This window comes from Streptomyces sp. CWNU-52B, from assembly GCF_047444975.1.
Taxonomy (GTDB): domain Bacteria; phylum Actinomycetota; class Actinomycetes; order Streptomycetales; family Streptomycetaceae; genus Streptomyces.
The window spans coordinates 181,208-207,995 of record NZ_JBLFJV010000016.1 but is presented as its reverse complement, the minus strand read 5'-3'; the positions used below and the strand labels follow the sequence as shown (position 1 = coordinate 207,995).

The 26,788-nt window shown below is 70.8% G+C and carries 21 protein-coding genes; 13 read left to right on the top strand and 8 right to left on the bottom strand.

Annotation, left to right across the window (positions count from 1 at the left end):
- Nucleotides 1-168: 168 nt before the first annotated feature.
- From ACLVWQ_RS17045 to ACLVWQ_RS17030, 4 genes are all read left to right on the top strand, one after another.
- A complete protein-coding gene (locus ACLVWQ_RS17045) occupies nt 169-1,266 on the top strand; it encodes a sugar ABC transporter substrate-binding protein (protein ID WP_414109608.1) in 1,098 nt (365 codons plus the stop codon).
- A gap of 157 nt (nt 1,267-1,423) precedes the next feature.
- Nucleotides 1,424-2,200 carry an ATP-binding cassette domain-containing protein gene (locus ACLVWQ_RS17040; protein ID WP_414109606.1) on the top strand — a complete coding sequence of 259 codons (777 nt, stop codon included), beginning with the start codon at nt 1,424-1,426 and terminating at the stop codon, nt 2,198-2,200.
- Entirely contained in the window at nt 2,197-3,477 is a 1,281-nt protein-coding gene (locus ACLVWQ_RS17035; protein ID WP_414109604.1) for a sugar ABC transporter permease, read from the top strand. Before ACLVWQ_RS17040 ends, ACLVWQ_RS17035 begins: the two co-directional genes overlap by 4 nt.
- Nucleotides 3,478-3,490: 13 nt before the next feature.
- Nucleotides 3,491-4,696: an ROK family protein gene (locus ACLVWQ_RS17030; protein ID WP_414109603.1), complete on the top strand. Its 1,206-nt coding sequence runs from the start codon at nt 3,491-3,493 to the stop codon at nt 4,694-4,696.
- A gap of 19 nt (nt 4,697-4,715) precedes the next feature.
- Here ACLVWQ_RS17030 and ACLVWQ_RS17025 read toward each other — a convergent pair whose 3' ends face one another.
- Together ACLVWQ_RS17025 and ACLVWQ_RS17020 are read right to left on the bottom strand one after the other, a co-directional pair.
- Nucleotides 4,716-5,156: a VOC family protein gene (locus ACLVWQ_RS17025; protein WP_414109602.1), complete on the bottom strand. Its 441-nt coding sequence runs from the start codon at nt 5,154-5,156 to the stop codon at nt 4,716-4,718.
- Nucleotides 5,157-5,289: 133 nt separating this feature from the next.
- Nucleotides 5,290-7,266, bottom strand: coding sequence for a serine/threonine-protein kinase (locus ACLVWQ_RS17020; RefSeq protein WP_414109601.1), 1,977 nt, complete (start codon nt 7,264-7,266; stop codon nt 5,290-5,292).
- A 393-nt stretch (nt 7,267-7,659) separates the two neighbouring features.
- Between ACLVWQ_RS17020 and ACLVWQ_RS17015 the strand changes: the two genes are divergently transcribed.
- Complete coding sequence (locus tag ACLVWQ_RS17015) at nt 7,660-8,427, top strand: polysaccharide deacetylase family protein (protein WP_414109600.1); 768 nt, start codon at nt 7,660-7,662, stop codon at nt 8,425-8,427.
- A 77-nt stretch (nt 8,428-8,504) separates the two neighbouring features.
- On the opposite strand, the gene ACLVWQ_RS17010 is transcribed toward ACLVWQ_RS17015, so the two are convergent.
- Together ACLVWQ_RS17010 and ACLVWQ_RS17005 are read right to left on the bottom strand one after the other, a co-directional pair.
- Nucleotides 8,505-11,915, bottom strand: coding sequence for a family 78 glycoside hydrolase catalytic domain (locus tag ACLVWQ_RS17010; RefSeq protein ID WP_414109599.1), 3,411 nt, complete (start codon nt 11,913-11,915; stop codon nt 8,505-8,507).
- A gap of 203 nt (nt 11,916-12,118) precedes the next feature.
- On the bottom strand, nt 12,119-14,575 hold the full coding sequence (locus ACLVWQ_RS17005) for a hypothetical protein (RefSeq protein WP_414109598.1): 2,457 nt from the start codon (nt 14,573-14,575) through the stop codon (nt 12,119-12,121).
- A 416-nt stretch (nt 14,576-14,991) separates the two neighbouring features.
- On the opposite strand from ACLVWQ_RS17005, the gene ACLVWQ_RS17000 reads away from it, so the two are divergent.
- Nucleotides 14,992-15,345 (top strand): VOC family protein, encoded by a 354-nt coding sequence (locus tag ACLVWQ_RS17000; RefSeq protein WP_414109597.1) that lies wholly within the window; start codon nt 14,992-14,994, stop codon nt 15,343-15,345.
- A gap of 185 nt (nt 15,346-15,530) precedes the next feature.
- Here the strand turns inward: ACLVWQ_RS17000 and ACLVWQ_RS16995 are convergent, their stop codons facing one another.
- Entirely contained in the window at nt 15,531-16,610 is a 1,080-nt protein-coding gene (locus tag ACLVWQ_RS16995) for a hypothetical protein (protein ID WP_414109595.1), read from the bottom strand.
- Between the two features lie 263 nt (nt 16,611-16,873).
- Here ACLVWQ_RS16995 and ACLVWQ_RS16990 point away from each other — a divergent pair, with 263 nt between their 5' ends.
- From ACLVWQ_RS16990 to ACLVWQ_RS16960, 7 genes are all read left to right on the top strand, one after another.
- Nucleotides 16,874-17,512, top strand: coding sequence for an SRPBCC family protein (locus tag ACLVWQ_RS16990; RefSeq protein WP_414109594.1), 639 nt, complete (start codon nt 16,874-16,876; stop codon nt 17,510-17,512).
- 79 nt (nt 17,513-17,591) lie between these two features.
- Nucleotides 17,592-18,026, top strand: a complete 435-nt coding sequence (locus tag ACLVWQ_RS16985; protein WP_414109593.1) for an ester cyclase — start codon at nt 17,592-17,594, stop codon at nt 18,024-18,026.
- A 392-nt stretch (nt 18,027-18,418) separates the two neighbouring features.
- Entirely contained in the window at nt 18,419-19,351 is a 933-nt protein-coding gene (locus ACLVWQ_RS16980; RefSeq protein WP_414109592.1) for an alpha/beta fold hydrolase, read from the top strand.
- 163 nt (nt 19,352-19,514) lie between these two features.
- On the top strand, nt 19,515-20,429 hold the full coding sequence (locus ACLVWQ_RS16975) for a hypothetical protein (RefSeq protein WP_414109591.1): 915 nt from the start codon (nt 19,515-19,517) through the stop codon (nt 20,427-20,429).
- A 317-nt stretch (nt 20,430-20,746) separates the two neighbouring features.
- Nucleotides 20,747-21,625 (top strand): polyphosphate polymerase domain-containing protein, encoded by an 879-nt coding sequence (locus tag ACLVWQ_RS16970; protein ID WP_414109590.1) that lies wholly within the window; start codon nt 20,747-20,749, stop codon nt 21,623-21,625.
- The gene (locus tag ACLVWQ_RS16965) at nt 21,622-22,299 is read left to right on the top strand and encodes a DUF4956 domain-containing protein (RefSeq protein ID WP_414109589.1); all 678 of its coding nucleotides are present in this window, start codon (nt 21,622-21,624) and stop codon (nt 22,297-22,299) included. Before ACLVWQ_RS16970 ends, ACLVWQ_RS16965 begins: the two co-directional genes overlap by 4 nt.
- On the top strand, nt 22,299-23,861 hold the full coding sequence (locus ACLVWQ_RS16960; RefSeq protein WP_414109588.1) for a CotH kinase family protein: 1,563 nt from the start codon (nt 22,299-22,301) through the stop codon (nt 23,859-23,861). Before ACLVWQ_RS16965 ends, ACLVWQ_RS16960 begins: the two co-directional genes overlap by 1 nt.
- On the opposite strand, the gene ACLVWQ_RS16955 is transcribed toward ACLVWQ_RS16960, so the two are convergent.
- The 3 genes from ACLVWQ_RS16955 to ACLVWQ_RS16945 all read right to left on the bottom strand — a co-directional run bounded on the left by ACLVWQ_RS16955 (nt 23,851) and on the right by ACLVWQ_RS16945 (nt 26,772).
- Nucleotides 23,851-24,246: a hypothetical protein gene (locus ACLVWQ_RS16955; RefSeq protein WP_414109587.1), complete on the bottom strand. Its 396-nt coding sequence runs from the start codon at nt 24,244-24,246 to the stop codon at nt 23,851-23,853. The genes ACLVWQ_RS16960 and ACLVWQ_RS16955 overlap by 11 nt on opposite strands.
- Before the next feature lie 85 nt (nt 24,247-24,331).
- Nucleotides 24,332-25,330 carry a TAXI family TRAP transporter solute-binding subunit gene (locus ACLVWQ_RS16950; RefSeq protein WP_414109585.1) on the bottom strand — a complete coding sequence of 333 codons (999 nt, stop codon included), beginning with the start codon at nt 25,328-25,330 and terminating at the stop codon, nt 24,332-24,334.
- On the bottom strand, nt 25,327-26,772 hold the full coding sequence (locus tag ACLVWQ_RS16945; RefSeq protein ID WP_414109584.1) for a sensor histidine kinase: 1,446 nt from the start codon (nt 26,770-26,772) through the stop codon (nt 25,327-25,329). Before ACLVWQ_RS16945 ends, ACLVWQ_RS16950 begins: the two co-directional genes overlap by 4 nt.
- Between the last annotated feature and the right edge of the window lie 16 nt (nt 26,773-26,788).

Below are 26,788 nucleotides of genomic sequence, written 5' to 3'. Positions count from 1 at the left end.
GCACTCTGTGCACGAGATCCGGAGCGCTATAAGTTCCCGCTCACAACATTCAGCCCGGCGGATCACCCGACACCCGGCAATTCCCCCCGAGAGCGCGCCTCTCGGGCTCCTTCGCAGCGCCCTCGTACGTCTGGTCGTCCGGCCGTAACACCAGAAAGGACCCTGCCCATGCGCAAGGGACTCCTCCTCATCACCGCCGCGGTGGCACTGGCCAGCTCGCTCACCGCCTGCGGCGACTCCTCGTCGGACGACAGTGGCTCCGGCTCCGGATCCGACGCCAAGCCGAAGATCGGTGTGATCCTCCCGGACAGCAAGTCCTCGGCCCGCTGGGAGACCGCGGACCGCAAGTACCTCTCCGAGGCGTTCAAGGCGGCGGGTGTCGAGTTCGACATCCAGAACGCGCAGGGCGACAAGCAGGAGTTCCAGACCATCGCGGACCAGATGATCACCAGCGGTGTGAACGTCCTGGTGATCGTGAACCTGGACAGCGGCACGGGCAAGGCGGTTCTGGACAAGGCCAAGGGGCAGGGCGTCGCCACGATCGACTACGACCGGCTCACCCTCGGCGGCTCCGCCCAGTACTACGTGAGCTTCGACAACACCGCCGTCGGCAAGCTGCAGGGCGAGGGCCTCAGTAAGTGCCTGACGGACATGAAGGCCAAGAAGCCCATCATCGCCACCCTCAACGGATCCCCGACGGACAACAACGCCACGCTCTTCGCCGACGGCTACAACGGCGTCCTCGACCCGAAGTACAAGTCGGGCGACTACGTGAAGGGCCCCGACCAGTCCGTCCCCGACTGGGACAACGCCCAGGCCGGCACCATCTTCGAGCAGATGCTCACCAGCGAGCCCAAGATCGGCGGCGTACTCGCCGCCAACGACGGTCTCGGCAACGCGGCCATCGCCGTCCTGCGCAAGCAGAACCGCAACGGCGAGGTCCCGGTCACCGGCCAGGACGCCACCGCGCAGGGCCTGCAGAACATCCTCGCCGGCGACCAGTGCATGACCGTGTACAAGGCCGTCAAGAAGGAGGCCGACGCCACGGCCGAGCTCGCCGTCTCCCTCGCCAAGGGCGAGAAGGGCGAGACGAACGCGACCGTCGTGGACCCCGAGGGCAAGCGCAAGGTGCCGTCCGTGCTGGAGACGCCGGTGGCCATCTACAAGGACAACGTCAAGGACGTCGTGGACGACGGCTTCGTCACCGTGAAAGAGCTGTGCACAGGCAAGTACGCCGCCCTGTGTGCCGAGGCCGGCATCAAGTAGCCCCGCCCCTCCGGTCGGCCGCGGGTCCCGGGGCCCCACCTCCCACCTCCCACCTCCCGGGACCCGCGCCCCCGGATCCCCGGGCCCGCGGATCCCTGGCCCCCGGACCCCCGGACCCGCGATCTCACGGCCATACGACCCCAAGGAGCGGCCTTCCATGACAGTGACCCCGATCCTTCGACTGCGCGGGATCGACAAGAGCTTCGGCGCCGTACAGGTGCTGCACGACGTGTCCTTCGACGTCCGGCCGGGCGAGGTGACCGCCCTCGTCGGGGACAACGGCGCGGGCAAGTCCACCCTGGTCAAGTGCATCGGCGGGATCCACCCGATCGACGGCGGCGAGTACTGGTTCGAAGGTGAGGAGGTCCAGGTGCACAGCCCGCGTGAGGCGGCGGCCCTGGGCGTCGAGATCGTGTACCAGGACCTGGCGCTCTGCGACAACCTCGACATCGTGCAGAACATGTTCCTCGGCCGCGAGAGGCGGCGGGGGCTCGTCCTGGACAACGCGACGATGGAGGAGCTGGCCGCCCGGACCCTCGAAGGGCTGTCGGTCCGCACCGTCACGTCCATCCGCCAACAGGTCTCCAGTCTCTCCGGCGGCCAGCGGCAGACCGTAGCCATCGCCAAGGCCGTGCTGTGGAACAGCAAGGTCGTCGTCCTGGACGAGCCGACCGCCGCGCTCGGCGTCGCCCAGACGGCACACGTCCTCGAACTGGTCAGGCGGCTGGCCGACAACGGCCTCGCCGTGGTCCTGATCTCGCACAACATGAACGACGTCTTCGCGGTGTCCGACCGGATCGCCGCCCTCTACCTGGGCCGGATGGCCGCCCAGGTCAGCACGTCGGACGTGACCTACTCCCAGGTCGTCGAACTCATCACCTCGGGCCGCAGCGGGGACCTCGGCCTCGCCCAGAGCAACGGAGTCACCGCATGACCGCCGCAGTCGCCCCCGAGACGCCGGAACTGCCGCGCGGTCCCGGTACACCGAAGAAGGACGGCGCGGCCGGCGCCGCGAGTCTGCGCTCGATCGCCCGGAACTACGTCGACCGGGTACGGGGCGGCGAGTTGGGCGCCCTGCCCGCCGTACTCGGTCTGATCGTCCTGTGCGTGTTCTTCGCCGCGCTGCGCCCGGTCTTCCTGTCCGAGCTGAACTTCGCCAACCTGCTGACCCAGGGCGCGGGCAGCATCGCCATCGCCATGGGGCTGGTCTTCGTCCTCCTCCTCGGCGAGATCGACCTGTCCGCGGGGTACGCCAGCGGGGTCTGCGCCGCCGTCCTCGCCATCCTGCTCACCGACCACGGATGGCCCTGGTACGGCGCGGCCGGCGCGGCGATCCTCACCGGCACGGTCATCGGGCTGGTGCTCGGCCTGCTGGTGGCGAAGGTCGGCATCCCCTCGTTCGTGGTCACGCTGGCCGCCTTCCTGGGGTTCCAGGGCGTCGTGCTGATGCTGCTGAAGGAGGGCACCAACATCTCGATCCGGGACGAGACGATCCTGGCCGTCGCGAACAACAACCTCTCCCCGGCGCTGGGCTGGGTACTGCTCGCCGTCAGCGTCGGGGCGTACGCGGCGATCCAGTTCCGGCAGATCCGGAACCGCCGCCGGCGCGGGCTGGCCCCCGCTCCGCTCGCCCTGCTCGCGGTCAGGATCGGCGGTCTGGCGGTGCTCGGTGCGATCGCCGTCCACCTGCTCAACCAGCAGCGCAGCCGCAACATCGTCGTCGACTCGCTCAAGGGCGTGCCGATCGTGGTGCCGGTGATCGCGGTCCTGCTCGTCGCCGGTACGTTCCTGCTCCAGCGCACCTCGTTCGGCCTGCACATCTACGCGGTGGGCGGCAACCCCGAGGCGGCCCGCCGGGCCGGCATCAACGTGGCGGCGATCCGGATCTCCGCGTTCGTCATCTGCTCCTCGCTGGCCGCGGTCGGCGGCATCATCGCCGCGTCCCGGGGCAACTCGGTCGACCCCAACACCGGCGGCAGCAACGTGCTGCTCCTGGCGGTCGGCGCCGCCGTGATCGGCGGGACGAGCCTGTTCGGCGGGCGGGGCAGGGTCGTCGACGCCGTGCTCGGCGGCATGGTGGTCGCGGTCATCCAGAACGGCATGGGTCTGATGGGGTACAGCTCAGGGGTCAAGTACGCTGTCACGGGTTCGGTTCTGCTGGTGGCCGCAGGCGTGGACGCGCTGTCCCGTCGCCGGGCCGTACACCGATGACGTCTGGGGTTGCATGAAAGCCGGTCCCTCTCAGGAGGAGATTCGCCGGCACAACCTCGGCACCCTGCTCCGGCACGTACACATCGGCGGATCCATGTCGCGGGCCGTCCTCGCCGAGCGGATGGGACTCAACCGCAGCACCATCCTGGGGCTGGTGAGCGAGCTGGGCTCGGCCGGTCTGGTCCGTGAGGAACTGCCCCCGGAGACCGGCAGGGCCGGCCGGCCGTCCCTGGTCGTACGGCCCGAGTCCGACCGTGTGTACGTCCTCGCCTTCGACGTGGGTGTGGACCGGCTGGCCGCCGCCCGCATCGGCCTGGGCGGGGTCTTCCTCGACCGCAGGGAGATCTCCGTGCCGCCCGGCCGTCGCGACGCCGGCAAGATGGCCGAGGTCCTCGCCGGGGCCGCGCTGGAGATGGTGGGCACGGCGCGGCGCGGCACCTCCTGCGTCGGTGTGGCCGCCGCCGTCCGCGGCATGGTGCGCCGGTCCGACGGCCTCGTCCGCGCCGCGCCCTATCTCGGCTGGCAGGACGAGGAGTTCGGCGAGGACCTCATGCGCCGGCTGGGCCTGGGCCTGCCCGTCTCGGTGGGCAACGAGGCCAGTCTCGGTGCGCTCGCGGAGCACCTGCGCGGCGCCGGGACCGGCTGCCAGGACCTCGTGTACCTGCACGGCGACATCGGCATCGGCGGCGGAGTCGTCACCGGTGGCCAACTGCTGCACGGGGACCTCGGGTACGGCGCCGAGATCGGGCACATGGTCGTCAACCCGCGGAACGGCAGGCCCTGCGGCTGCGGGGCGCGCGGCTGCCTCGAAGCGGAGGCGGGGGAGCGTGCCCTGCTGGAGGCCGCGCGGCGCGACCCGTCGGCCACCGGCCGGGAGGCCGTACGCGCCGTCGTCGAAGCGGCCGACCGGGGCGACAGCGCCGCCCGCGCCGCCCTGCACGACGTCGGCGACTGGCTCGGCGTCGGCGTCGCCAACCTCGTCAATGTGCTCAACCCGCGCACGGTCGTCTTCGGCGGGACGCTCCGCGAGGTGTACCTCGGCTCGGCCGCCCAGATCCGCAGCCGCATCAACCGCATCGCCCTCACGGCCTCCCGCGAGAACCTGCGCCTGCGCGTGGGCGAACTGGGCGACGACGCGATACTCATCGGAGCCGCCGAACTCGCCTTCTCCGAAATCCTGATCGGCCCGCTGGAGACACTGGCGCGCACCGGCGCGTAGTAGGTCCGGTGCCTGCTTCTCAGCGCAGTTGTTCGGCCAGGCCGACGATGATGCCCTCCGGGCCGCGGAGGTAGCAGAGCAGGTTGCTGTCCTCGAACCTGGCGATCTCGCCCACGAGTTCGGCGCCGTGCGGGCGTAGGCGGGCGACGGTGTCCTCGATGTCGTCGACGGCGAACATGACGCGGTGCGTGCCGAGGATGTTGTGCGGGCGGTCGCGCGGCTCGGGGGCGGTCGCCACGGGGTTGCGGTACCGCGCCAGCTCCAGGCGGCTGTGGCCGTCCGGGGTCCGGACCATCGCGATGTCGCAGTGGGTGCCTTCGAGTCCGGTGCACTGGTCGGCGAAGAGGCCCTTGACCTCCGCCCTGCCCTCCAGTTCCATACCGAGTTCCACGAAGAACGCGACGGCGGCGTCCAGGTCCTCGACGACGATGCCGACGTTGTCCATCCGCTGAATCGCCATGCTGGCTTCTCCTTCTTCCTGATGCTTTCCCGTGCTGTCGATGTTCCAGGGACGGAGCCGGAGGTGCGTTCTCGACATCCTCGGATCGCCGGATTCCAAAAAGTTTCGCGCGCGCCGGAGTCGGGCCGTCGGCTCACGGCCGCGGCAGGCGCTTCGCGATGTTCCGTACCGCCGTGGCTGCGAGAGCCGTGGCCGTGTCGCACAGTCGCCCGGTGGGCTGTGGGGCGTACACCGTCAGCTGGAAGAGTTCCGTGGTGCGGTCGCCCGCCGCGTTCGTGTAGGTGCGGTGCGGAGTCCGTACGGTGCAGCTGTCGTCCTCGGCCTCGTCCGCGACGAAGTAGCTCTTCCGGCCGGCGACGTCCACCGGTGTTCCGTCGTCGGCGTCCAGGGAGTTGTCCCGGCTGATCTGGATCTCCACCGCGCGGTCGCCGTCGTCGCTCGACCAGTCGCAGTCCCAGGAACCGAAGCCGCGGTCCTGGTTGTCCACCTGGACGCCGGGCAGCCGTTCGAGGTCGGAGGCGTCGAACAGCGTGCAGGTGTCCAGCCCGACCAGGGAGTTCTTCGGCGGCGACAGCGAACGTCTGGGCACCGGGGCCTCGGCCAGCACGCCGACCACGTGGTCGGTGGCCGCGTCGGCCAGTCGGCACGGGTCAGGCGCCGTCTTGGCCAGTTGCTTCCCGATGACGCGGATCTGCTTGCCGTCGGCCGTCAGGACGGCCCGGTCGCAGGCTTCCCCGTCGCGTGCGAGCGTCACGACCGTGAGGGTGCCGCCGACCAGGCGGGTGGACCGGACCTCGTCGAAGTCGTCCCGGTCCGAGTCGAGGTTGACCTCGACGTCCGCGATGTCGTCACCGCTGCCGTTGCGCACCAGGACGTCGCACCGGTCGACCTCCCCGTAGGCGGGATCCAGTGCCGTACCGCCGAAGCGGCTCAGCACGGCCGCGCGGATCAGCCCGCAGGGGTCCGCCGTACGCTCGTCGCCGATGGCGCCCGCCCGCGCGGTGGCCGACGGTTTCGCGGCCGCACCGCCGGTCCCGCCCGTACGGCCGCCCTGTCCGTCCTCGTCCTTCGAGGCCCAGGGTCCGAAGAGGACGAGCCCGGCCGTGACCGCGCCCGTCGCGGCCAGCGCCACCGCCGCGATCGGCAGAGAGCGGCGACGCCGACGGCGTACGGGCTGTGGCGGCTGGAGCATGAACGGCGTGAAGTCGCCCGCGCGGCGCAGGAGTCGGGGCAGCCGGAGGGTGCGGGACTCCAGGTCCCGCGTACGGCCGTCGTGCAACTGCTCCTGTACGTGCGGGGGCGGGGGCGTCGCGCGCGTCAGCAGCTTCCGCGCCCTGGCGGCGTCGGGCCTGCTTCCCGGCTCCACCTCCAGCAGGGCGGCGAGCGGCCCGTCCAGGGGGCCGGCCCGGTGCATCGGCTCGATGTGTCCCTCGACGGCTCGGGCCAGATACGCCATGAGGTGGTCGGCCTCCCCGTACGGCGACCGGCCCTCGACCGCCGCGAACAGGGAGGCGCCCAGCGAGAACACGTCGGACTTCTCCCCCGCGGGCTGCCCCTTGGCGACCTCCGGGGCCAGATAGCGGGGTTTGCCGCGCACACCGCCCGTCGTGCTGTGGGTGACGTCGTTCCACAGGGCCCGTGAGATCCCGAAGTCGGTCAGTCTCGCGATGCCTTCGCCGGTCACCAGGATGTTCTCCGGCGTCACATCGCCGTGCACCACGCCCTCGTGGTGGGACTTCGCCAGCGCGGCCGCGATCTGGCAGCCGATCGACCCGGCCGCCTCGGGCGTGAGCAGGCCGCCCTCGGTCACCATCTGCGCGAGGCTGCGCGAGGGGACGTACTCCATGATGATCCAGCAGGTCGCACCCTCGTCGACGAAGTCGAAGACACCCACGATGTTCGGGTGGTGCAGCCGGCCGGCGTTGCGCGCCTCGCCCATGAGCCGTCGCGCGGCCCGATCGTCGTCCAGGCGCGCGCACTTGACCGCGACCCGCCGTTCCAGCCGCTCGTCCCAGGCCAGCCAGACGACGCCCATCCCGCCTCTGCCGATGGGCTCCCGCAGGAGATAGCGGTCGGCGATCCGGTCCCCGGCCTCCGGTGTCACCGGCACAGCCCCACCCCCAGCACCGCGTCACCCCTCGTCGCGCGTCCCGTGTCCCGCGTCCCTGACCTCACAGCCGACCGCTCTGCCAGGTCACGGAGTGTACCCAGCCCGTACTTCATGGTGATCTCTTTCACCCAACTTCGCGCGAACCCGCCCATGACCACCACAGCGCCGCGGGACCGCGAACCCCCGAAGCACCCCTGGCAGCCGCTCACCACCAGGTCGAGCGGCCGGGTTCCGCCCGCCTGCCCGCCCGGTTGTCCGCGAACCACACCGGGATTGTCCTTGATCGGTAACGGAGGCATCCGCGGGCCACCTTTCCTCGTCCAACCAGTTGGCCGACGTGGCCAAGGGATCGGCGAGCGACTCGGCGAGCAACAGCGTGGAAGTGGGGCGGACATGGCACGGCACAGTGTCGGGCGTGGCTGGTACGGCAAGGTGTTCGGCACGGCGCTCGGGGTGGCGCTGCTCGCCGCGGGTGCCTCGACGTGGTCCGCGCAGGCCGGCTCCTCCTCGAACGCGTCCGCGGCGGTCAAGCCGGGCACGTCGGATGCCGTCAAACCGGTCGCGGCGACCATCGTGCACGCCTCGGACAAGGGCGCGCGCGGCGTCAACATCACCATCGACGACGGCCCCGACCCCGTGTGGACCACCCAAGTGCTGGACGTGCTGCGGGAGAACGGGGTGAAGGCCACGTTCTGCATGACCGGGACGCAGGCGCAGGCGCACCCGGACCTCGTGAAGAAGGTGGTCGCGGCCGGACATCGGCTGTGCGACCACTCGGTGTCCCACGACACCACCATGGACAAGAAGTCCGAGGCCTACCAGTCGCAGCAGATCCTGGACGCCGAACGCATGATCACCAAGGCGTCCGGGGGCGTACGCCCGATGTACTACCGGGCGCCCGGCGGGGCCTTCACCCCGTACAGCCGTACGCTCGCCGCCTCCCGCGGAATGCGGCCCCTTGGCTGGAACGTCGACACCAAGGACTTCGAGCACCCGGGCGCGGACGCCATCGTCGCCACCGTCGAGCGGGAGCTGCCCAACGGGCCGACGGTCCTCTTCCACGACGCGGGCGGCGACCGCGCCGAGACCGTCGATGCCCTGCGCCGGATCCTGCCCCAGCTCAAGGAGCAGGGTTACTCGTTCGGCTTCCCGGTGCGCTGAATCCCGATGCGCTGATCCCGATGCGCTGATCCCGATGCGCTGCCGGCCCGAGCCCCTTCCGCCCCTCCCGCCTCTCCTCAGTCGCGCAGCGCGATCACCGTGGTGCCCGAGCCGACCGGGCCGACCCTGAGCACCGTGCCGGTCAGGTCCTCGAACGACGTCACCTCAACACCTCGTCCGTGGGCGTGTGCGGGTGCATGTCCGTGTGCGTGCGCGTGTCCGGCCGTGGTCGGCCCGGTCACCCCGTACGTCGCCGGGTCCGCGTCGCCGATCTCCAGCTCCACCACCGCCCGGGAGTTGGGCGGCACGGTCACCCTGAGCGAGTGCGTGCCCTCGGAACGGCGCAGGGAGACCGAGACCGGGCCGCGCAGCGACGGGACCGTACCGTCGGCCTGGGTCAGCTTCCCGGTCCTGGGGCGGACGAGGAACCCCGCCGCGCCCGCCTCCGTGACCTGGACGCCCAGTACGTGCCGGGCCACGGCGTTCGCGGGGGCGGAGGCCCAGGCGTGGGAGAAGGTCATGTTCGGCTTCAGCGACGGGTCCCACGCCTCCGTGACGATCGTGGCCTTCAGGTCGTCGATCATGTGCAGCCAGGAGTTGGTGTCCCTGGAGGTGAGCAGCGCGAGCGCGGCGTCCGCGCGGCCGAGCCGGAACAGCGCGTCGAGCAGGAACTGCGCCCCGTACACGCTCATCCTCATGCCGCCCGCGGCCAGCGTGTCTCCCAGCCTGGCCAGCACCTCGCCGTCGAGCACCTCGCTGTCGAGCACCTCGCTGTCGAGCACGGTGCCGGGGGACGCGTCGACGACGCCGAGCGCGACCGGGAAGGCGGTGGCGTGCTGGGCGCTGTGGGTGGTGCCCGCGCCGTCGCGGAACCGGCCCGCCGAGGTGTCGAGCAGGGTGGCGCGCATCGCGGCGGCGAGGGTGTCGGCCCGCTCCCGCATGGACGTTTCCTCAGCCTTCTCACCGAGGGCCGCGGCGCACTTGGCGAGGGCGTCGAAGGCCGCGTACTGGAAGGCGTTGACGACGGTGTTGACGCTGGTGAAGACGTAGCCGTCACGGCTCGTGGCGGGCCAGTCCACCAGGTCTCCGAGGTCCTGGCTGGAGCTGCCGGGCGACTTGTGGACCAGGCCGTCGGAACCCAGGTAGGAGGTGAGGTTCTTGGCGGCGAGCAGGGCGTAGTCCTTGGCGAGCTGCCGGTCGTCGCCGGTGGCGAGATAGTCCTCCCAGGCGGAGATCGCGCACATCAGCCGGTACTCGGTGGGCCAGGTGCCCCGGCGGACCAGGTAGTCGTTGGACCACCGGGCGAGCGCGAACGACCGCTGTACGCCGTACTCGGAGAGCTGGTTGACCAGCGCGTCGCCCTCGTAGGGGCCGCGTTCGCGGGTGGGGGTGTCCTGGTAGAGGTCGCCGCGGGTGGCCTCGATGGAGTAGCGGCACAGGTCCCAGACCCGGTCGAGATCGGGGTCCGAGCTGCGGAAGGAGGAGTCGGAGTCGTCCCAGTCGAGCTTCCAGGCACGGCCCTTGACCACCGCCCGGGGCGCCCCCGTCGCCCCCGTCGTGCCGGTCGCCCCCGTCGTGCCGGTCGCCCCCGTCACGCCGGTCGCGCCGGTCGCCCGGGACAGGTCGACGGAGGTACGCAGCTCCGCCCAGCGGAAGCCGCGGTAGCCCCAGTGTTCGAAGCGCTGGGCGCCGTCGCGCAGGGTCCACACCTCGCGGTAGACGTTGGTGGCCCGCAGTTGGTACTTCACGGTGCCGTCGGCGTTCAACTCCTCGCCCAGGCGCACCTCCACGGTGTCACCCGCGTTGCCGGTGATCTCCAGGGCCAGCCCCCCGACGATCTCCCGGCCCAGGTCCACCAGCCAGCGGCCGTCGGCCACCTCGGTCACCGAGGCCGGGGTGACGTCGTGCAGCCGTACGGGCTCGATGAGCGCCGGGACCAGTCCGTCGACGGCGGAGCGGGCGGCGGGCGCGAGCCAGGCGGCGTCGTCGAAGCCCGGTTCGGTCCAGCCGACGGGTTCGTCGCGCAGATCCCAGTACTCCTGGGGTACGGCGAAGAAGGAGCTGCCCGCGCTGCCCCTGGCCGGGAGCAGCCCGGCCTGGCCGCGCGCCTTCCAGTCGCCGCCCGAGCCGATGGTGGCCCGGCGGCCGTCGGTGTAGGTGATCTCCAGCTGGGCCAGGAACTTCTGCTGCGAGGTGCTGTGGCAGAGCGCGGCCAGGGCGTTGGCCCGGCCGGCGCGCAGGGTGCCGGTGATGTCGAAGGACTGGTACGCGACCCCGGAGCCGGAGCGCACCGACGCGTAGCCGACCAGGCTGCCGTTGCTCCACACCTTGGCCACGTACTGGCGGGCCGGGCCGGGGGAGGTGGCGGCGACGTGCAGCACGGCGGCGGCGACCTTCTTGCCCCGCGCCAGGCCGTACTCGTGCCGCAGCAGCGCCCAGGTGTCGTCGGCGCCGTAGGAGGAGAGCGAGGAGGCGCCGGCGGGGAAGGTGAGGACGCCGTTCGCGACGGTGCCCGCGGCGAACGTGCCCTGGTCCGAGGTGAAGTCGTCCTGGAGCAGCACGGTGCCGTCGGCCGCGGTGAAGCTGACGCTGTCGTACACCTGCGACTCGGTACGGCCGTTGCGCAGGCCGACGGTGCCCGAGGTGTAGCGGGTGTGGGTGGTGGTGTCGACGACGGTGCCGTTGACACGGGTGGTGAAGGTGGAGCCGGTCATGGTGACGGAGAGGTCCACCCACTCGTCGACGGCGACCGGGAAGGGCAGGGCCACCTCGCCGAGGACGCTGTACGTGCCGGCCACGCACAGGTGCTTGCGCAGCACCGCGGCGGCGCTGCCCGCGGACAGCTGCCACATGTAGTTGTCGGCGGTGTCGGTGGCCCGGAACCACAGGCCGGCGGCCACCGCGGTGATCTTCAGGCGGGTGGCGAAGGTGCCGTCCGTCATGGTGGGCCCGGCCGGCGCCCAGATGGGCTCGGCCTGCCACTCGTCCTCCACGGCGGTGGCCATCAGCACCGGCTCGGACCAGGACGACCGCGCGGCCCCTCGATCGCCCCTCTCCACCCAGCTGCCGACCCGCCACCAGTAGGCGGTACGGGGTTTCAGCGCGGGACCGCCGTAGGGCACGGCGGTGGACTCCGCGGTGGCCACCTTGCCGCTGCTCCACACCAGTCGGCGTCCCTTGAACCCGGTCGGGGTGGTGGCGACCTCCACCTGGTAGGCGTGCTGGCGGGTGCCGGGGCCGAAGTCGGGGACCTGCCAGCTGAACCGGGGGCGCTGCCCGGCGGAGGTGCCGGTGCCCAGGCCCTGCGGGAGCAGGTCGGTCAGCAGGCCGGTGGGTGCGGGGCGCGCGCCCATGTTCCGCGCGGCCACGTCCTGCGTGGCGGCGGAGGCCCGAGGGGCGGTTCCGGTGAGCACGACGGCGGCGGACGCGGCGGCCCCGAGCTGCAGGATGCTTCGGCGGGGCAGGGGTCTGGACGAGGGGACGGACATGGGCAGCCTCAGCAGATGAAAGGTTTCATGCGGGTGGCTCGGAGGCTAGGTGCCGCCCAGAAGGAAGGTCAACGGATGGGACAAAAGAAGCGGCAAGCGCAATTGAAACGATTTACCGGTCGCGGCCACCGGGCCGGCATCGGGCACGGATGCCGGCACAGCCGTCGGGCCGGAGCTGAGCTCTCGGCCTCGACCGGTGCGGCTCACGCCGAGGAGAGCTGGTTGGCTATCTCCTTCTCCCAGGCGCTCTGCTGCGTGGGGTCGTTGAGCGACGCCACCCACTCCTCCGGCGACTGCTTGTGATGGGACGGGCCGCAGTTGAGAATCCGGAGCAGTTCATATGCCGATGCACGGACGGCGACGGAAGGGTTCCTGCTCGCGGAGACGTCCTCTCCGGCCGCGAGCGCGTACAGCTTCTGCGCCATGAAGTGACGTTCGCCCTGCTGGACGGATTTCGTCACCTTGAAGAACTCCTTCACCGCGTCGCGGCGTGCGGCGGGTTCGGGCGTGGCCACCGATGTGACTGAGCTTGAGTCCGAGTCCGAGTCCGAGGTCGCGGCGGTCTCGGGCCTGTCCGTCCGGGACTCGACCTGAGCCGGCGTGGGCCTGGCCCACCGGTCGGGGTGCCGCGCGGCTACGTACCGGTTGCTGCCCGCCCTGGCTCCCTTGTAGAGAGCGCCACTGAGCAGGAGGGCCGCCGCCACGCCGGCTACGGCAGGTGCTGCCGGCCCACTGATCGCCCCGACAGCGGCGGCGATCGCAAGGCTGCCGCCGGCGGTACGCACCGTGTTTCCGCCCAGGCTGGCGATGCGCTTGCCCATCTTGGTGTGCTGCTTGTGCCGTGCGTACTGGATTATCTCGGCCAGTTCGGCGCGCAGCAGCTGGTCGACGTCATGGACGCTCGCCCCCACCGCCGCGATTTCCGTGCCTGCTTCTGCGGCGATGCCCGCCCCGCCGCCGCCTTGCCCCTGCGCGGCTCCCGCCCTGGCCGTCTGCTGCTGAACCTGTCCCAACTGGTCATGTACGTCCTGGAGTTGACCCGCGCTGCCCGGTGTCGCGCCGGCCCCGCCCAGCGCCATTTTCTTGATCTCGCTGTTCTTCTTGTAGGTCTTCCAGACGACAGCGGAGTCACGGGCGGCTATCACCGTGGAATAGAAGATGCTGAAGGCGCCGGTCGCCTCCCCGAGAGCGGCCATCCCGCCCAGTTCACCGGCATTCCTTATCCCGGCGTTGGCCGCGCCGGTGGCATCGCCGCCGACCATGCCGACGCCCTGTGCCACGCCGAGGGGCTTGCCCTTCCTGTCCTTGCTGGGCTTGTGGGACGCCGGCCCGGTGTCGTTGCGGCTCTTGAACGCGGTCTTCAGGGCACGCAGGTCGTTGACCACTCCCAAGACATCGGTCACCGCGTTGATCCCGGTGTCGACCTGGGTGACGATCGCGGTGGCCTGTACCTGGCCCGTGTCCCCCGTGGCCTGAGCCTGCACCCGGACACCGCCCTCCGTGGGGGCGTTGATGCGGTTGGCGACCGTGTCGGGCTGGTCGAGGACCTTCTTGGTCTTGTCGGCCTTGGACGGGGTGGCGAGGATCTGTCGTATCTTCCCGGTGACCTTCTTGAGCTTCGCCCTGGCACCGGCCAAGCGGCGCAGCGCACTTCGGCGCTGCTTCTCGGCCGGCTGGCTCTGCGTCTGCGCCGCAGCCGCGGCTGCAGTTGCTGCTTCCTGCTGACGCTGCTCCTCCGCCTCGGCCTCTTCTGCCCGCTGGCGTCTCTCCTCCGCCTCGGCCGCTTCACGCCTGCGCCGCTCCGCCGCCGCGGCCTCCTGCCGCTCAGGCTGCTCCTGCACCGCCGCGACAACCTCTTCACGCTCAGGCTGTTCCTGTTCCTGCACCGCAGGAGCCACAACCCCCGCAGGCTCGGGCTGCGCCTCCACCGCCGCAACCTCGTCGCGCTCGGGCTGTTCCCGCACCGCCACCACAGCCTCTTCGGGCTCAGGCTGTTCCCGCACCGCCGCAGCCACAACCCCCACGCGTTCAGGCTGCTCCTGCTCCTGCTCCGGCTCCCGCACCGCAGCAGCCGCCGCAGCCGCTTCGCGCTCAGACTGCTCCCGCGCCGCCGCCTCGGTCTCCTCCCGACGGCGACGCGCTGCCGCCGCAGCCTCTTCCCGACGGCGCCCTTCGGCAGCGGCGTCCACCGCCACCGCCCGACGACGCGTCCTCGCCACCTCCCGACGGCGCCCCTCCGTGGCCGCGTCCGCGGCCACCGCCCCGACCTGACGACGACGCTCCGCCAACACCCCCGGCCGACGACCACCCGCCGCAGCCGCATCCGCCGACACCGACGCAACCCGGCGACGCTGCTCCGCCGCCTCGGCCTCTTCCCGACGGCGACGCGCCTCCGCCGCCTCTTCCCGACGACGACCCTCCGCAGCCGCGCCCGCGGCCACCGCCCCGACCTGACGACGACGCTCCGCCAACACCCCCGGCCGACGACCACCCGCCGCAGCCGCGTCCACCGACACCGACGCAACCCGGCGACGCTGCTCCGCCGCCTCCTGCTCCTCCTGGGAGGGCTGCAGCGGTGGCGCAACCAGGCCCAGGCCGGCCGGGGCGGAATTCGATCGGCCCCTGCCGATCACCGAGGCGTCCGTCCCGGAGGAATCCACCTGCCTCTCGTCTCCCCCTGAGGAACTCGGGCGAGGACCACTCGACGCGCGCTGTATCGCTGCGGCAACGGCTCTGTTTCCCGCTGTGCCCTGCAAGGAGGCCAGCGGGGGCTGCGGCCTTCTCTGGCGGCGCGGGGCCGGAGCTGCGGCGTCCGTGCGACGTGGCTGCGTTTCGCGCGGGCGGTCCAGCACGGATAGCTCCTTCTAAGGATTCAGGGCGCTAGCACAAAAGGGGCAACGGGCGCAGATAGCTCCATACCAAAAAAGAACGCAGCGTGAACAGAGCACCACGACAGCATTTCGCCGAAACCTACCCGTGTCGGCCGAGTCGCATGTTTCCTTTGTGTTTATTTTTTAGGCGAGATGTGTTCAGACAGTGCCTGTCCCCGTAGCCCCGGCAGGCCTACGCTCGGCCGGTGACCTTGAACTGGCAGCACGTCATCGTTCATGCGGCGGATCCGAGGGCCCTGGGGCAGTGGTGGGCCGACGCGCTCGGGTGGGTCGTGGTCCACGACTCCGACGTGGAGTTCGCGATCCGCGCGGAGCCGGACCGCCTGCCGGGGCTGGAGTTCGTCCGGCTCGACGAGGCCAAGAAGACCAAGAGCCGTCTGCATCTCGACTTCGTGCCTGACGATCAGGACGCCGAAGTGGCCCGCCTGGAGGCCCATGGCGCACAGCGCGTCGACATCGGCCAGGGCGACCAGTCATGGGTCGTCATGGCAGACCCCGAGGGCAACGAGTTCTGCGTCCTCGGCCGGCGACCTCAGTGAGTACGCCCAAGAAGCGTTGTTCCGCACGCTGATGTTCCGCACGCAGATGTTCCGCGCGCAGATGCCCGTGACGGCATCAGCCGACTGACCGAGGCAGCCGAGAAGCGGCTCCGAGGCACCTTCCGCGCCGGGAGCACGCGCCCCGTACGCCGTACGCGCGGCGGCTGACGCCGTACGCGCGGCGGTCAGTCGCCGCCACCACCCCCGCCGTCACCACCGCCACCGCCACTGTCACCGCCGCCGTCACCACCACCGCTGTCGCCGCCGTCACCGCCGTCCGCGCCCCAGCCGTCCCCGCCGCCGGACTGGTTGTCCTCGCTTCCCCGGCCGAGGTTGCTGAACCAGGCGCGGTCCCAGGTCTCGTCTCCGGCGATCGGTTCGCCTCCGTACACAGGGCGCCCGCGCTCCCCACGGAACCGCGCCGCGCCCGTCGTGTCCCCGAGCCCGAAACAGACGGCGAAGAACTGCGCCATCACCGCGTCCAGCGGGTCGGCGTTCTCGTAGCGCACGGGCGACAGCGGCAGCAGCAGCGCGTCCGCCGTCCGCGCGGATCCGCGCGGGGGCCGCGACAGCAGAGCGACACCCCGGTCGTTGCACAGCAGCCGCGAGGCCTCCGCGTTCTCCCGCCGCAGAACCCAGTGCCGCCCCGGTATCCGTACCTCCACGCGGCTCTTGGACTTGCGCAGCTTCTTCTCGAGTCTCAGTTCGGCCGTCAGGTCCCCGACGGTCAGGTGCAGTTCCCCGGCCGGGTCGCGGGCGTCGCGCCGGAAGCCGTGCGGCGCTCGAACGCGTACGGCGGGAGCGTACGGACCCCATACGTCCACCCGCACCAGGCGCCGGTCCACGGCGACCGCGATCTGCCCTGCGGGCCCCGGCGCGAACCGCCGCGCGATCCACAGCGGCACCCCCTCGGCCCGCGCCCGAGCCGACAGGGCGGCCACCTGCCCAGGTCCGCCGCACGACCGGACCGCGAGTTCCCCCAGCCGGTGGGCGAACTCGGCGGCCTGCCGCGCCCGCACCGGGGTCGAGGTGCCGGTGACCCGGGTCACCGGCACGATCCCGGCCCCGTCCGCCAGCCGCTGCAGCGGACGCTCCGCCCCACCACCGCCGAGCCAGCAGCCCCGCAGATACGCGTCAGCCATGGCACCGAGGTTCAGCTCGGACAAGGGGGTGGTCCTGAAGCCCACCCGCAGTCGGTCCTCGGCCAGTTGCACGGTCCGTGCCAGCGGGTTCCGCGACCGTTCGCCGTAGATCACCTGACTCACCACTACCCCCGTACGTCGTGCGGCTCGACCCGGATCCGCCGGTTCCACCACTCAGACTCCGCCCGGGGCCCGCGTGGTTCCACTTGCCCCGGCCCGCACAGGATGCGTCCGTAACCTTACGTAGGAAAGTTTATGGACGTTCCCTCTTGCGCCTACGAGACTTACAGTCGTAGCCTTACGAACGTAAGGCCGCTTCACCGCACCACCCCGAAACCTGTAACTCCCCCTGCACAGCAGTCCCTTACGGAAGGAACCCCCCTCCCATGTCCGCCACCCGGTCCCGTCTCGGTACGCACGTCGCAGCGCTCGCCCTCTCCCTCGCCGCGGCCGGCAGCCTCCTCGCGGTCACCACCTCGACCGCACAGGCCGCTTCCGGTCACCACACCGCCGCGGTCGAGTGCCGCGGCAACGGGACGGACCCCGACGCCCTCGTCCGCTACCGGTCCGAGATCGTGATCGACGCCCCGCTGAGCACCGTCTTCAAGACCCAGACGGACGTCGAGCAGTGGCCGTCATGGCAGGACGCCGTCCTCACCAGCGAGCGGCTCGACCACGGCCCCCTGCGCCCGGATTCCTCCTTCAGGTGGACCACCCCGGTGCCCGCGACCCCCGCGACACCGGCCACCACCCTTGAGGTCACCTCCACCGTCCAGGACATCCAGCGCGACAAGTGCGTCCGCTGGACCGGGCCCGCCGACAGCGACGCGATCCACATCGACGAGGGCACCCATGTGTGGACCTTCACCAAGGTCAAGGGCGGCGTCCTCGTCCGCACCGAGGAGACCTGGACCGGCGACCAGGCCGAGGCCGACGTCGCCCTGTCGACCGAGGCACTCGGCTCGGGCCTCGAAATCTGGCTGAAGGACCTCAAGGCCGCCGCCGAGGTCCGCGCGGCCTGCTGAACCAACCGCCTCACACGGCACACCCGTTACCCGTATCCAGCCACGAACGACATCGCGATCCCTGATGAGAGGAACCACCATGACCACCGACACGACCGCCGACCCGAAGACCATGGTCGACGCCTGGCTCCGGCTCTGGAACGGGGATCTCTCCCTCGTCCCCGGCCTCGTCACGGACGACTTCCCCATCCACACCGCCCTCGCCGCCGGCGGTGACAGCAGCGCCATCCAGGGTGCCGCCGGTCTGACGGCCTTCATCAGCGAGGTCCGCTCGGTCTTTCCCGACCTGGAGTTCACCATCGAGGTCCCGCCGGTGATCGACGGCGCCTACCTGTCCGTACGCTGGTCGGCCACCGGGACGTACGGCGGCGGCTTCCCCGGCGCCAAGGCCGAGCCCGGGACCGTGGTCACTTTCACCGGCACCGACACGCTCTTCGCCCGGGACGGCAGGTTCGCCGAGTACTGGCTCAACTCCGACTCCCTCGACATGCTCAGGCAGCTCAAGGTGCTCTGAGCAGATCTATGACGGGCGGTCGTACGCCCGTCCCCCGTCCGCCGTCGCTCTCCACGTCCCCCTCGTGGAGGGCGGCGGCTTCTTCGTCGCCGTCCTCCACCTACCGCTCTCCACCTATCGCTCTCCACCTACGGCCCTCCGCCTACCGCTCTCCGCTCACCCCTGTCCCCCGGGCGAGCTACGCGCGAAAGACATCTGCGGGGTGACGATCCCCGGGCGCCGAATCCGTAGCGTCTTCCTTGTCGCCGACGCACTCCGGCCGAGGACTTGAAGAACCGCAGGAAAGTCCCTCGAACGGAAGGTGTCCCGCACCTCTGCTCGTTCCGTTGACCTCTTCCTCTTTCCTTCCTCGTCCTCATCCTTGTCTTCCTCTTGGCTTCTTGGAGGCCCTCATGAACCGCTCGCTCAAGGCAACCGCTGTGGCCACCACGTTCTGCGCCGTGGCCGGCGCGGGCCTCGTCGGCTACGGGGAGGTCACCGCCCGAGCGGAAACGCAGGTGATGGGACAGGCGCAGACACAAACGATGTCCACCACGACCGCGCGGCACGGTCACGGCGACTCGTTCTCGGGGACCAAGAAGATCCGCGTCGACGGCTACTCGGTCAACGTCTCCTGCTCCGGGCACTCTTCGGCCCGCAAGCCGGTCGTCGTCCTGATGGCCGGCGGGGGCGACGGCCTGGACCAGGTGGCCGACCTGCAGAAGACCTTGAGCAAGAAGTCCCGGGTCTGCTCGTACGACCGGCTCGGCGAGGGCGAGAGCGACCAGCCGAACGGCACCCAGACCATGAACGACAGCGCCAGGATCCTGACGGGCGTGCTCGACCGGATCACCGGTGACCGCCCGGTCGTGCTGGCCGGCCACTCCATGGGCGGCCTGATCGCCGCCCGCTATGCCCCCGACCACCTGGACAAGGTCAAGGGCCTGGTCCTCCTGGACGCCACGATCCCCTCTCTGACGGCCGGTATCTCGAAGGCGATACCCGAGTCTGCCACCGGCGACGCGGTCGCGATCCGCGACGGGGCCATCGCCGCCAACGAGGGCCAGAACGCGGAGAAGTTCATCATCGCCGACGAGAAGGTCCGCTCGGCCGGACGCATCCCGGTGCAGATCATCAAGCACGAGTCGCAGTACGCGGAGGTCCCCGTCTACGGGCCCGCCCTGGAGCAGATGTGGAGCAAGGGCCAGCACGAGTGGCTCGCGCTCTCCTGCCGCAGCAGCCTCAGCACCGCCGCCGGAAGCGGCCACTACATCTACGTCGACCGCCCCGACCTCGCGGTGAAGGCCATCCAGCGCGTCACCGCACAGGCCACGGCCCGCTGGTAGTCACCTCACCGTCACCGAGTCGCTCCGTCCCGGACGGCGGCACGAGGCGAAGGGCCAGGTCGGTGATCTGGCCCTTCGCCTCGTGCCGCCACCACGGCTCACCGCGACCGGTACTCTCCCCGCCTGACATCCAGTCATCTGCTGGTTCCTGTGGGGGGAAACCATGAGGATTTCGGCGAACAGCTCCGTACCGCGCGGAGTGACGAGCGCGGTGCTCGCCACGATGCTGCTCAGCGGGGGAGCATTGGCCTGCGGGAAGAACACCGGGAGTGACTCCGCCGGTTCCGCGAAGGAGGAGCCTGCGAGCCTGACGCCCGCCGCGGCCGTGGCGAAGGCCGCGAAGAACGCGGCGGGCGTCACGTCCCTCAGCTACCGGATCACCGGGACCGTACCGGGGAAGGGCCGGTTGAGAGCCGAGGCCTCCATGCGCACGGCGCCGTCGGCCCTGAGCATGGAAATGACCGCCGCGGACCGGCCCGGGAGCGGTCGGACGGAGATCCGGTTCGTCGACGGCACGATGTACGTCGGCGGCAGCGCGGTCGTCTCCGGGAAGTTGGACGGCAAGAGCTGGTTCAGTGCCGCCCCGGCCGTATGGGGTCAGCTGTCCGTGGACAACAACTCCTACGGTGTGCTCCCCCGCCAGTTCGAGGGGAACCCGGCCGTCCAGTCCACGCTCCTGACCTGCTCCAAGGAGCCACGGAAGATCGGGACGGAGACGGTCGACGGCACCAGGACCACTCATTACAGAGGAACGGTCATCGGGGAGGGCTGTCGCGCCGCCCGTGACGTCGCCGCCGACAAGGCGACTCGGGAGCGCCGGATCGGGAGCTACGACCAGTTCGTGGCCCTGGGCCTCGACAAAACGCTCACCATGGACCTGTGGATCGACGGCGACGGCCGCGCGAAGCGGTTCCGTATGCGGGGCGACAGCTATGACGGACGGACCGGCGGCATCGGTGACCCCCTCGACCTGACCGTCACCATCCTCGAAGTCAATCAGCGAGTGACCGTCAGGACCCCGCCGGCCGAGGACACCGCCGACCTCGCGGCACTGGCGGACGCCACACTGACGACCTGAGCCGCTCCTCTCCGCTCCCCACCCCTCCCCACCCCTCCGCTCCGCTCCGCTCCGTCAGATTCTCGTTCATCTCAAGTTCAGCCTCCGTACTAACGGAGTTCAGAGGCATCCCTCATTGGGCTTTCATCTCTTACTTGTTTCTTACATGGATGAGGTTGATCGCCGATCAGTTGAAGCGCCGTCGCCGAGGTGACGGCAGACCCGACGAGGACCGGAGCGGGAACGGAAGCGGGAACGGGAACGGTGACAGGGAAGAAGCACCCGTACGGGCCACCGGAAGGGCGTCGCCGCAGGTCGCGGACGAGGAAGCCCTTCGGGTGGCCAGCAGACTGCACGCCTTCAACCGGTACGAGCTCAAATACCTCGTGCCGGTGGAGCAGGCGGCGCGGATCCGCGACGAGCTGGCCGAGCGCATGGACCGCGACCCGCACAGTCCCGTGGGCGGCTACGGCGTGTGGAGCCTGTACTACGACACTCCTCAACTCCGCTTCTACTGGGAGAAGATCGAGGGTCTGAAGTTCCGCCGCAAGCTGCGAATCCGCCACTACGGAGACCTCGACGGCGTCACCGACGACTCCGCGGTCTGCGTGGAGATCAAGCAGCGGGTCAACCGGGTCACCCAGAAGCGCCGCATCACCCTGCCCTACGCCACGGCCCGGAAGCTGTGCGACGGACGGCAGATGATCGAGCACTCCGCGAAGGAGAACGCCTTCGTCGACGAGGTGCTGGAGCTGGTGGTCAGGCTCAACCTCCAGCCCACCGCCATCACCGGCTATCAGCGTGAGGCACTGGTCGGCCGTGACCAGGACACGGGACTGCGCATCACCTTCGACCGCCGGGTCCGCGGCCGCGACCGGGACTTCCACCTCGGTACGCCGGACGCCGAGAACCGGTTCATCGTGCCGCCGCACATGTCGGTGATGGAGGTCAAGGTCAACGAGCGCACCCCGTACTGGATCACCGACCTCGCGGCCAAGCGCGACCTGAGCCTCGTCCGGGTCTCCAAGTACGTCCAGAGCGTCGAGGCGTTCGGGCTCGCGCCCCGGTCCGTCTTCCACGTACGGGAGGAAGACCTCCCACCGGCGCCCGCCCCCACCGCGCCGATCCCCGCTCCCGCCCCCGCGTCCCCCACGACAGCGGACCGCACGACACCAACCCCCACAGCACAACGCCCCACGGAGGCATCCCACTCGTGAACCTCGACCTTCAGGACCTGAGCGGTACGTTCAGCGTCACCGACATCGTGCTCGCCATGACGCTGTCCTTCGTGCTCTCCACGATGATCGGTTACGTCTACCGGGCCACGCACAAGAACGTCTCGTACAGCCAGTCGTACGTCCAGACGCTGGTCGTCGTCGGCATGATCGTCGCCCTGATCATGCTGGTCGTCGGCTCCAACCTGGCCCGCGCCTTCTCGCTGGTCGGCGCCTTGTCGGTGGTCCGCTTCCGCAACGCGGTCAAGGAGACCCGGGACGTCGGCTTCATCTTCCTGGCCATGGCCGTCGGCATGGCGTGCGGTGCCCGCTTCTACACGCTGGCCGCGGTCGGCGGCATCGTGATCGCCCTGATCATCCTGGCGATGAGCAAGTTCAACTGGTTCGCGCTCAACGTCCAGCGCCAGGTCGTCAAGGTCCAGATGCCCGCGGGCGAGGACCACACCCACGCCGTCCAGGACGTCCTGCTGCGCCACACCGACGAGTTCGAGCTGGTGAGCACGGAGTCGATCCGCGGCGGCACGCTGACCGAGGTGTTCTACACGGTGCGCATCAAGAAGGGCCACGAGCCCGGTGAACTGGTCGCGGCTCTCCAGGAGCGCGCCATGGGGCAGCGCGTCACCGTGCTGACCGGTTACGACCAGACGGACCTCTGATGACCGCCCCTCGCACCCGGCTGGTGCACCGCGTCCCGTTGCGGCTCCGCCACCACTGGAAGCCGGCCGGGGTACTCGCCGCGGGGCTCTCGGTTCTGCTGGTCTTCTTCGGGGACGTACGGGTCACTCCCTTCGTCACCAGTGCCTCCACGGCGGACGGCGACGAGATCACGGAGGACGTCACGGGAGCGGTCGACCTCTTCGACGACTCACGGACGCACGCGATCCAACTCGAGTACAGCCAGACCGACTTCGACGACATGATGTCGAAGTTCCAGGACGACGGCGAGAAGGAGTACATCAAGGCCGACCTCACCGTCGACGGCGTGTACCTGAACGACGTCGGTATCCGCCTCAAGGGCAACTCCACGCTGATGAGCCTGCGCGGCGGCGGTGGTGGCAGGGGAGGCCAGCCGCGCGGCGGAGGCCCCAGAGGTGGCGAACAGGGCGGTGGCGGCGGGGGCGGTATGGCGCAGTTCGACCTCTCCGCCGACAAGCCCGAGGAACTGCCCCTGCTCATCAGCATCGACGAGTACGTCGAGGGCCGCGCCTACGAAGGCCACCGCGAGCTCTCGCTGCGCCCCGGCACCGACGAGGCCCTGCCGCTGAACGAGGCCCTGTCGCTGTCCCTGATGAAGAAGTCCGGCCAGACGGCGGAGAAGTACGCCTTCACCTCGGTCGAGGTCAACAACCGTCCGGCCGCGACCCGGCTCATGGTCGAGAACCCGAGCAAGGACTACGTCGACTCGGAACTCGGCACCACGGGTGTGGCGTACAAGGCCAGGGCGGGCAGCAGCTTCGACTACGCGGGGGACGACCCCACCGACTACGAGGAGTCCTTCAAGCAGCTCAACCTCAAGGGCAGCCAGGACCTCTCGCCGGTGATGAGGCTCCTGAAGTGGGTCAACAAGGCGTCGGACAAGGATTTCGCCGAGAACCTCGACCAGTACGTCGACGTGGACTCCTTCTCGGAGTACGTGGCGACGCAGAACCTGATCCTCAACTTCGACGACATGGCAGGACCCGGCAAGAACTACGTGCTCTGGTACGACCTCGGCACCAAGAAGTTCTCCGTCCTCGGCTGGGACTTCAACCTGACCTTCAGCGGCACCGCGACCACCGGCCCCGACGACAGCACGAGCATGGGCGGAGGAGGAGCAGGAGCAGGAGCAAGAGCAGGAGGCGGCGGAGGCCCCGCGGCCCCGGCCGACGGTCAGCAGGGCGCCCCACCGGGAGTACCGCAAGGCGCCCGGCCGGGCGGGAACACGGCAGAGGCCGGCGGCCCTGGTGGCGGCGGAGGCGGAGGCATGGGCGGCAACCTCCTCAAGGAGCGCTTCCTGGAGACGGCGGCCTTCGACGACGCGTACCACGCGGCCTACAAGCAGCTGTACCAGGAGTTCTACGCCTCGGGGTACGCCGTCGACACCCTCGCCTCCCTCACCACCCGGGCGAAGCAGGCGGGGGCCGACGCGTCCGGAGTGTCCACCACGGCGAAGTCCCTGAAGAACACGCTCACTTCACGGACCGAGAGCCTCGCGAAGAACAAGGTGGTCACGGACTGACGACGACGCTCCCGCGGCGGCCGTCGGCCCGGTACAGCATCCCGGCCAGCAGCAAGGCGCCCCCGGCCGCCGCCCCCACCGCCCCCGCCGTCAGGAATCCGTGCGAGGAGCGCCAGGACATCACCGACCAGCGTGAGTGCGCGGAGAACAGCGATCCCGTACTCAGCCACGAGCCGGTCGAGATCAGCGACAAGGAGGAGCCGATCGAACCGACCGACAGGGCGCTCCCGATCGAGCCGACCGACAGGGCCGACCCGACGGACCCCACGGACAGCACCGAGCCGACCGAGCCGATCGACAGCACGGAGTCCTGAGACCACAACGACAGCACCGAACCAGAACCGGAGGAGCCACGACGGACCGGCCGTACGGACAGTTTTGTCATGAGGACATCTTGCCCGACGGCCGTTCCGTACCGGGAGGTCGAGGCGCTCCGGGACTCGGGCCCTCCGGCTCTCGGGCTCTCGGGCTCAGCCGTGCAGGGCGCGGTACGCCTCCGCCGCGCCCGGGTGCAGGGCGATGCCGCCCGTGCCGATCAGGCTGCCGACGTCGAGGAACTGGGTGCCGACCGCGTTGTGCGGTACGAGGGCCGTCGCGCGCAGGACCAGGAGGCGGGTCAGCGCCTCGGCGACCGGGTGCGGGAGGTCGGGGCGGCACACCAGCAGGTTGGACACCCCGATGGTGGCGACTCCGCCCGCCGACCGGTACGCCCCCTGCGGCAGGGACACCTCCTCCAGGCCGGAGCCCGCCAGCCCGTCGCGGCCGCCGAGGCGGGGCAGCAGCCCGGCCAGCGGCAGGAACCGCAGCCCGGGACCCTCGTCGAGGCCGGACAGGACGGGCAGGGGTACGCCGCCCGCGACGATCAGCGCGTCCGTCGAGCCCGCCGTCATCGCGTCGACCGCGTCGGCCAGCGGGAGGTGGACCACGGGGACGTCGGTGCCGGGGGTCAGGCCCGCCGCGTGCAGGATCCGCTCGCCGAGCACGGCCGCGCCCGAACCGGTCGCGCCGAGCGAGACGGTGTGCCCGGCCAGGTCGGACACCTCCCGTACGGGCGAGTCCGCGCGGACGACGAACTGCAGGTAGGTCTCGTACACCCGGCCGATCGCCCGCAGCGGCACCGGTCGCGGGAAGAGGTCGGTGCCCTGGGCGGCCAGCGCCGTGTCGGTGAGGACGAGGGCGAGTTCCGCGCGGCGGTCGCGGAGCAGCTCGATGTTGGTGAGGCTGCCCGCGGTGGTGCGGACGCGGCAGTCCAGGCGGGGATACGCCGCCTCCAGTTCGGCGGTGAGGAGGCGGCCGAACGCCTCGTAGAACGCCGTCGGCTCACCCGTCGCGATGCGCAGCACTCCGCTCGGGCCCGGCCGCTGCCGCGAGGCGTCGGCCGTGAGCGCACCGCCGAGGACGGCGACGGCCGCCGCGCCGAGTCCGGCGTGCAGGAGGGTCCGGCGGCCGACCGGGCCGGGTCGGGTCATGGCGCGTCACCACCGGTGCCGGCGCCGTGCGCCGTGTCCGCGCGCGGCCTGTCGGCCCGTGGCACCGCCGCCCTCGCCCGCAGGCCCCGCGGGTGTGCAGCCTCCAGGGTCAGGTGTCCCGACCGGCCCGCCAGGAGTTGTTCGGCGATGGCCAGGCCCAGGCCCGTACCCGTCGTGCCGCGGTGGCGTCGGTGGCCCGAGCGCCAGAACCTGGTGGTGGCCAGGGCCAGTTCGTCGGTGTCGAGGCCGGGGCCGTCGTCCGTCACCGTGAGGATCGCGAGGCCGCCCTCGGTGGTGCAGCGCAGGGAGATCCCGGCGCCCTCGCCCGCGTACTTGATGGCGTTGTCCAGGAGGATGTCGGTGATCTGGGCGAGCTCGCGTTCCGTGCAGGCGGCCGGGACCGGCGGCGGGACGGACCGCAAGCTCAGGCGGGCCCCGGCACGGCGGGCGACCGGCTCCCACAGGCGGTGCCGGTCGGCCGCCACCGTCGCGGCGTCGCAGTGGACACCCGAGCCGTCGGTCACCGTCAGCTCCCCGGCCCGGTGTTCCGCCGTGGCGAGTGCCAGCAGATCGTCCAGGAGGTTCTCCAGCCGGTCCAGCTCGGTGGTGACCCCGGTGTACGTGCGCTCACCCGACGGGCGCAGATGGGTGTGCAGCGCGTCGACGCGGAGCCTGAGCGCCGCCATCGGGTTGCGCATCTGGTGGGACGTGTCGGCGACCAGCCTGCGCTGCTGCTCCAGGGCCGCCGTGACCGTACGCGCCATCCGGTTGAAGCCGATCGCGAGCTGACGCAGTTCGGGCGGGCCCCCGGCCCTGGTCTGTTCGGGCGGGAGCCCCGCGGCGAGCTGGCCCACCGCCCGGTCCAGCCTGCGCAGCGGACTGACCACCCACCCCGTCGCGGCCCGCGCCAGGACCGTGCCGGCGACGGCGACCAGCGCGGCCCCCGCCAGGACTGCGGCCCAGCGCCAGGTGATGTCCTCCGCCGCGGTGCCCACCGAGGCCCGCAGCACGACGGCGCCGGACACCCGGGTCCCGGTGCCCGCGGGCTCGGCGAACATCCGGTGCCCGCGCGACCAGGGCCGCAGCGCGCCCGCGGGGTGCGCGGTCTGGTTGCGCAGCGCCGCGTCGAGCAGTTCGGCGACGGCGGGGTCCACGGCCCGCATGCCACCGGTCTGGACGACGGGCCTGCGCCGGGTGTCGGTGACGACGAGCGGTTCGCCGTACAGCTGGGTGTAACGCCGTGCCTCGGCGGCGACGGCCGAGGTGTCGCCGGTCGCCACGGCCTGGTCCATCAGGGACGCGAAGCGGTCGAGGTCGGCGTTGCGGGCGAGGACCAGCTGCTGGGTGCGGTCGGAGGCGGTGAACAGCAGCAGCGGTACGGCGAACGCGGCCACCGCGATCACCACGAAGAGCAGGAGGGCGGCCTGGACCCGGGTACGCACGCGCCGGCCCTCCTTC

What these genes read in the sequence shown, in the direction of transcription:
- ACLVWQ_RS17045 (WP_414109608.1), top strand. Translation starts at nt 169, where the DNA reads ATGCGCAAGGGACTCCTCCTCATCACCGCCGCGGTGGCACTGGCCAGC.
- ACLVWQ_RS17040 (WP_414109606.1), top strand. Translation starts at nt 1,424, where the DNA reads ATGACAGTGACCCCGATCCTTCGACTGCGCGGGATCGACAAGAGCTTC.
- ACLVWQ_RS17035 (WP_414109604.1), top strand. Translation starts at nt 2,197, where the DNA reads ATGACCGCCGCAGTCGCCCCCGAGACGCCGGAACTGCCGCGCGGTCCC.
- ACLVWQ_RS17030 (WP_414109603.1), top strand. Translation starts at nt 3,491, where the DNA reads ATGAAAGCCGGTCCCTCTCAGGAGGAGATTCGCCGGCACAACCTCGGC.
- ACLVWQ_RS17025 (WP_414109602.1), bottom strand. Translation starts at nt 5,156, where the DNA reads ATGGCGATTCAGCGGATGGACAACGTCGGCATCGTCGTCGAGGACCTG.
- ACLVWQ_RS17015 (WP_414109600.1), top strand. Translation starts at nt 7,660, where the DNA reads ATGGCACGGCACAGTGTCGGGCGTGGCTGGTACGGCAAGGTGTTCGGC.
- ACLVWQ_RS17010 (WP_414109599.1), bottom strand. Translation starts at nt 11,915, where the DNA reads ATGTCCGTCCCCTCGTCCAGACCCCTGCCCCGCCGAAGCATCCTGCAG.
- ACLVWQ_RS16990 (WP_414109594.1), top strand. Translation starts at nt 16,874, where the DNA reads ATGTCCGCCACCCGGTCCCGTCTCGGTACGCACGTCGCAGCGCTCGCC.
- ACLVWQ_RS16985 (WP_414109593.1), top strand. Translation starts at nt 17,592, where the DNA reads ATGACCACCGACACGACCGCCGACCCGAAGACCATGGTCGACGCCTGG.
- ACLVWQ_RS16980 (WP_414109592.1), top strand. Translation starts at nt 18,419, where the DNA reads ATGAACCGCTCGCTCAAGGCAACCGCTGTGGCCACCACGTTCTGCGCC.
- ACLVWQ_RS16975 (WP_414109591.1), top strand. Translation starts at nt 19,515, where the DNA reads ATGAGGATTTCGGCGAACAGCTCCGTACCGCGCGGAGTGACGAGCGCG.
- ACLVWQ_RS16960 (WP_414109588.1), top strand. Translation starts at nt 22,299, where the DNA reads ATGACCGCCCCTCGCACCCGGCTGGTGCACCGCGTCCCGTTGCGGCTC.
- ACLVWQ_RS16955 (WP_414109587.1), bottom strand. Translation starts at nt 24,246, where the DNA reads ATGACAAAACTGTCCGTACGGCCGGTCCGTCGTGGCTCCTCCGGTTCT.
- ACLVWQ_RS16950 (WP_414109585.1), bottom strand. Translation starts at nt 25,330, where the DNA reads ATGACCCGACCCGGCCCGGTCGGCCGCCGGACCCTCCTGCACGCCGGA.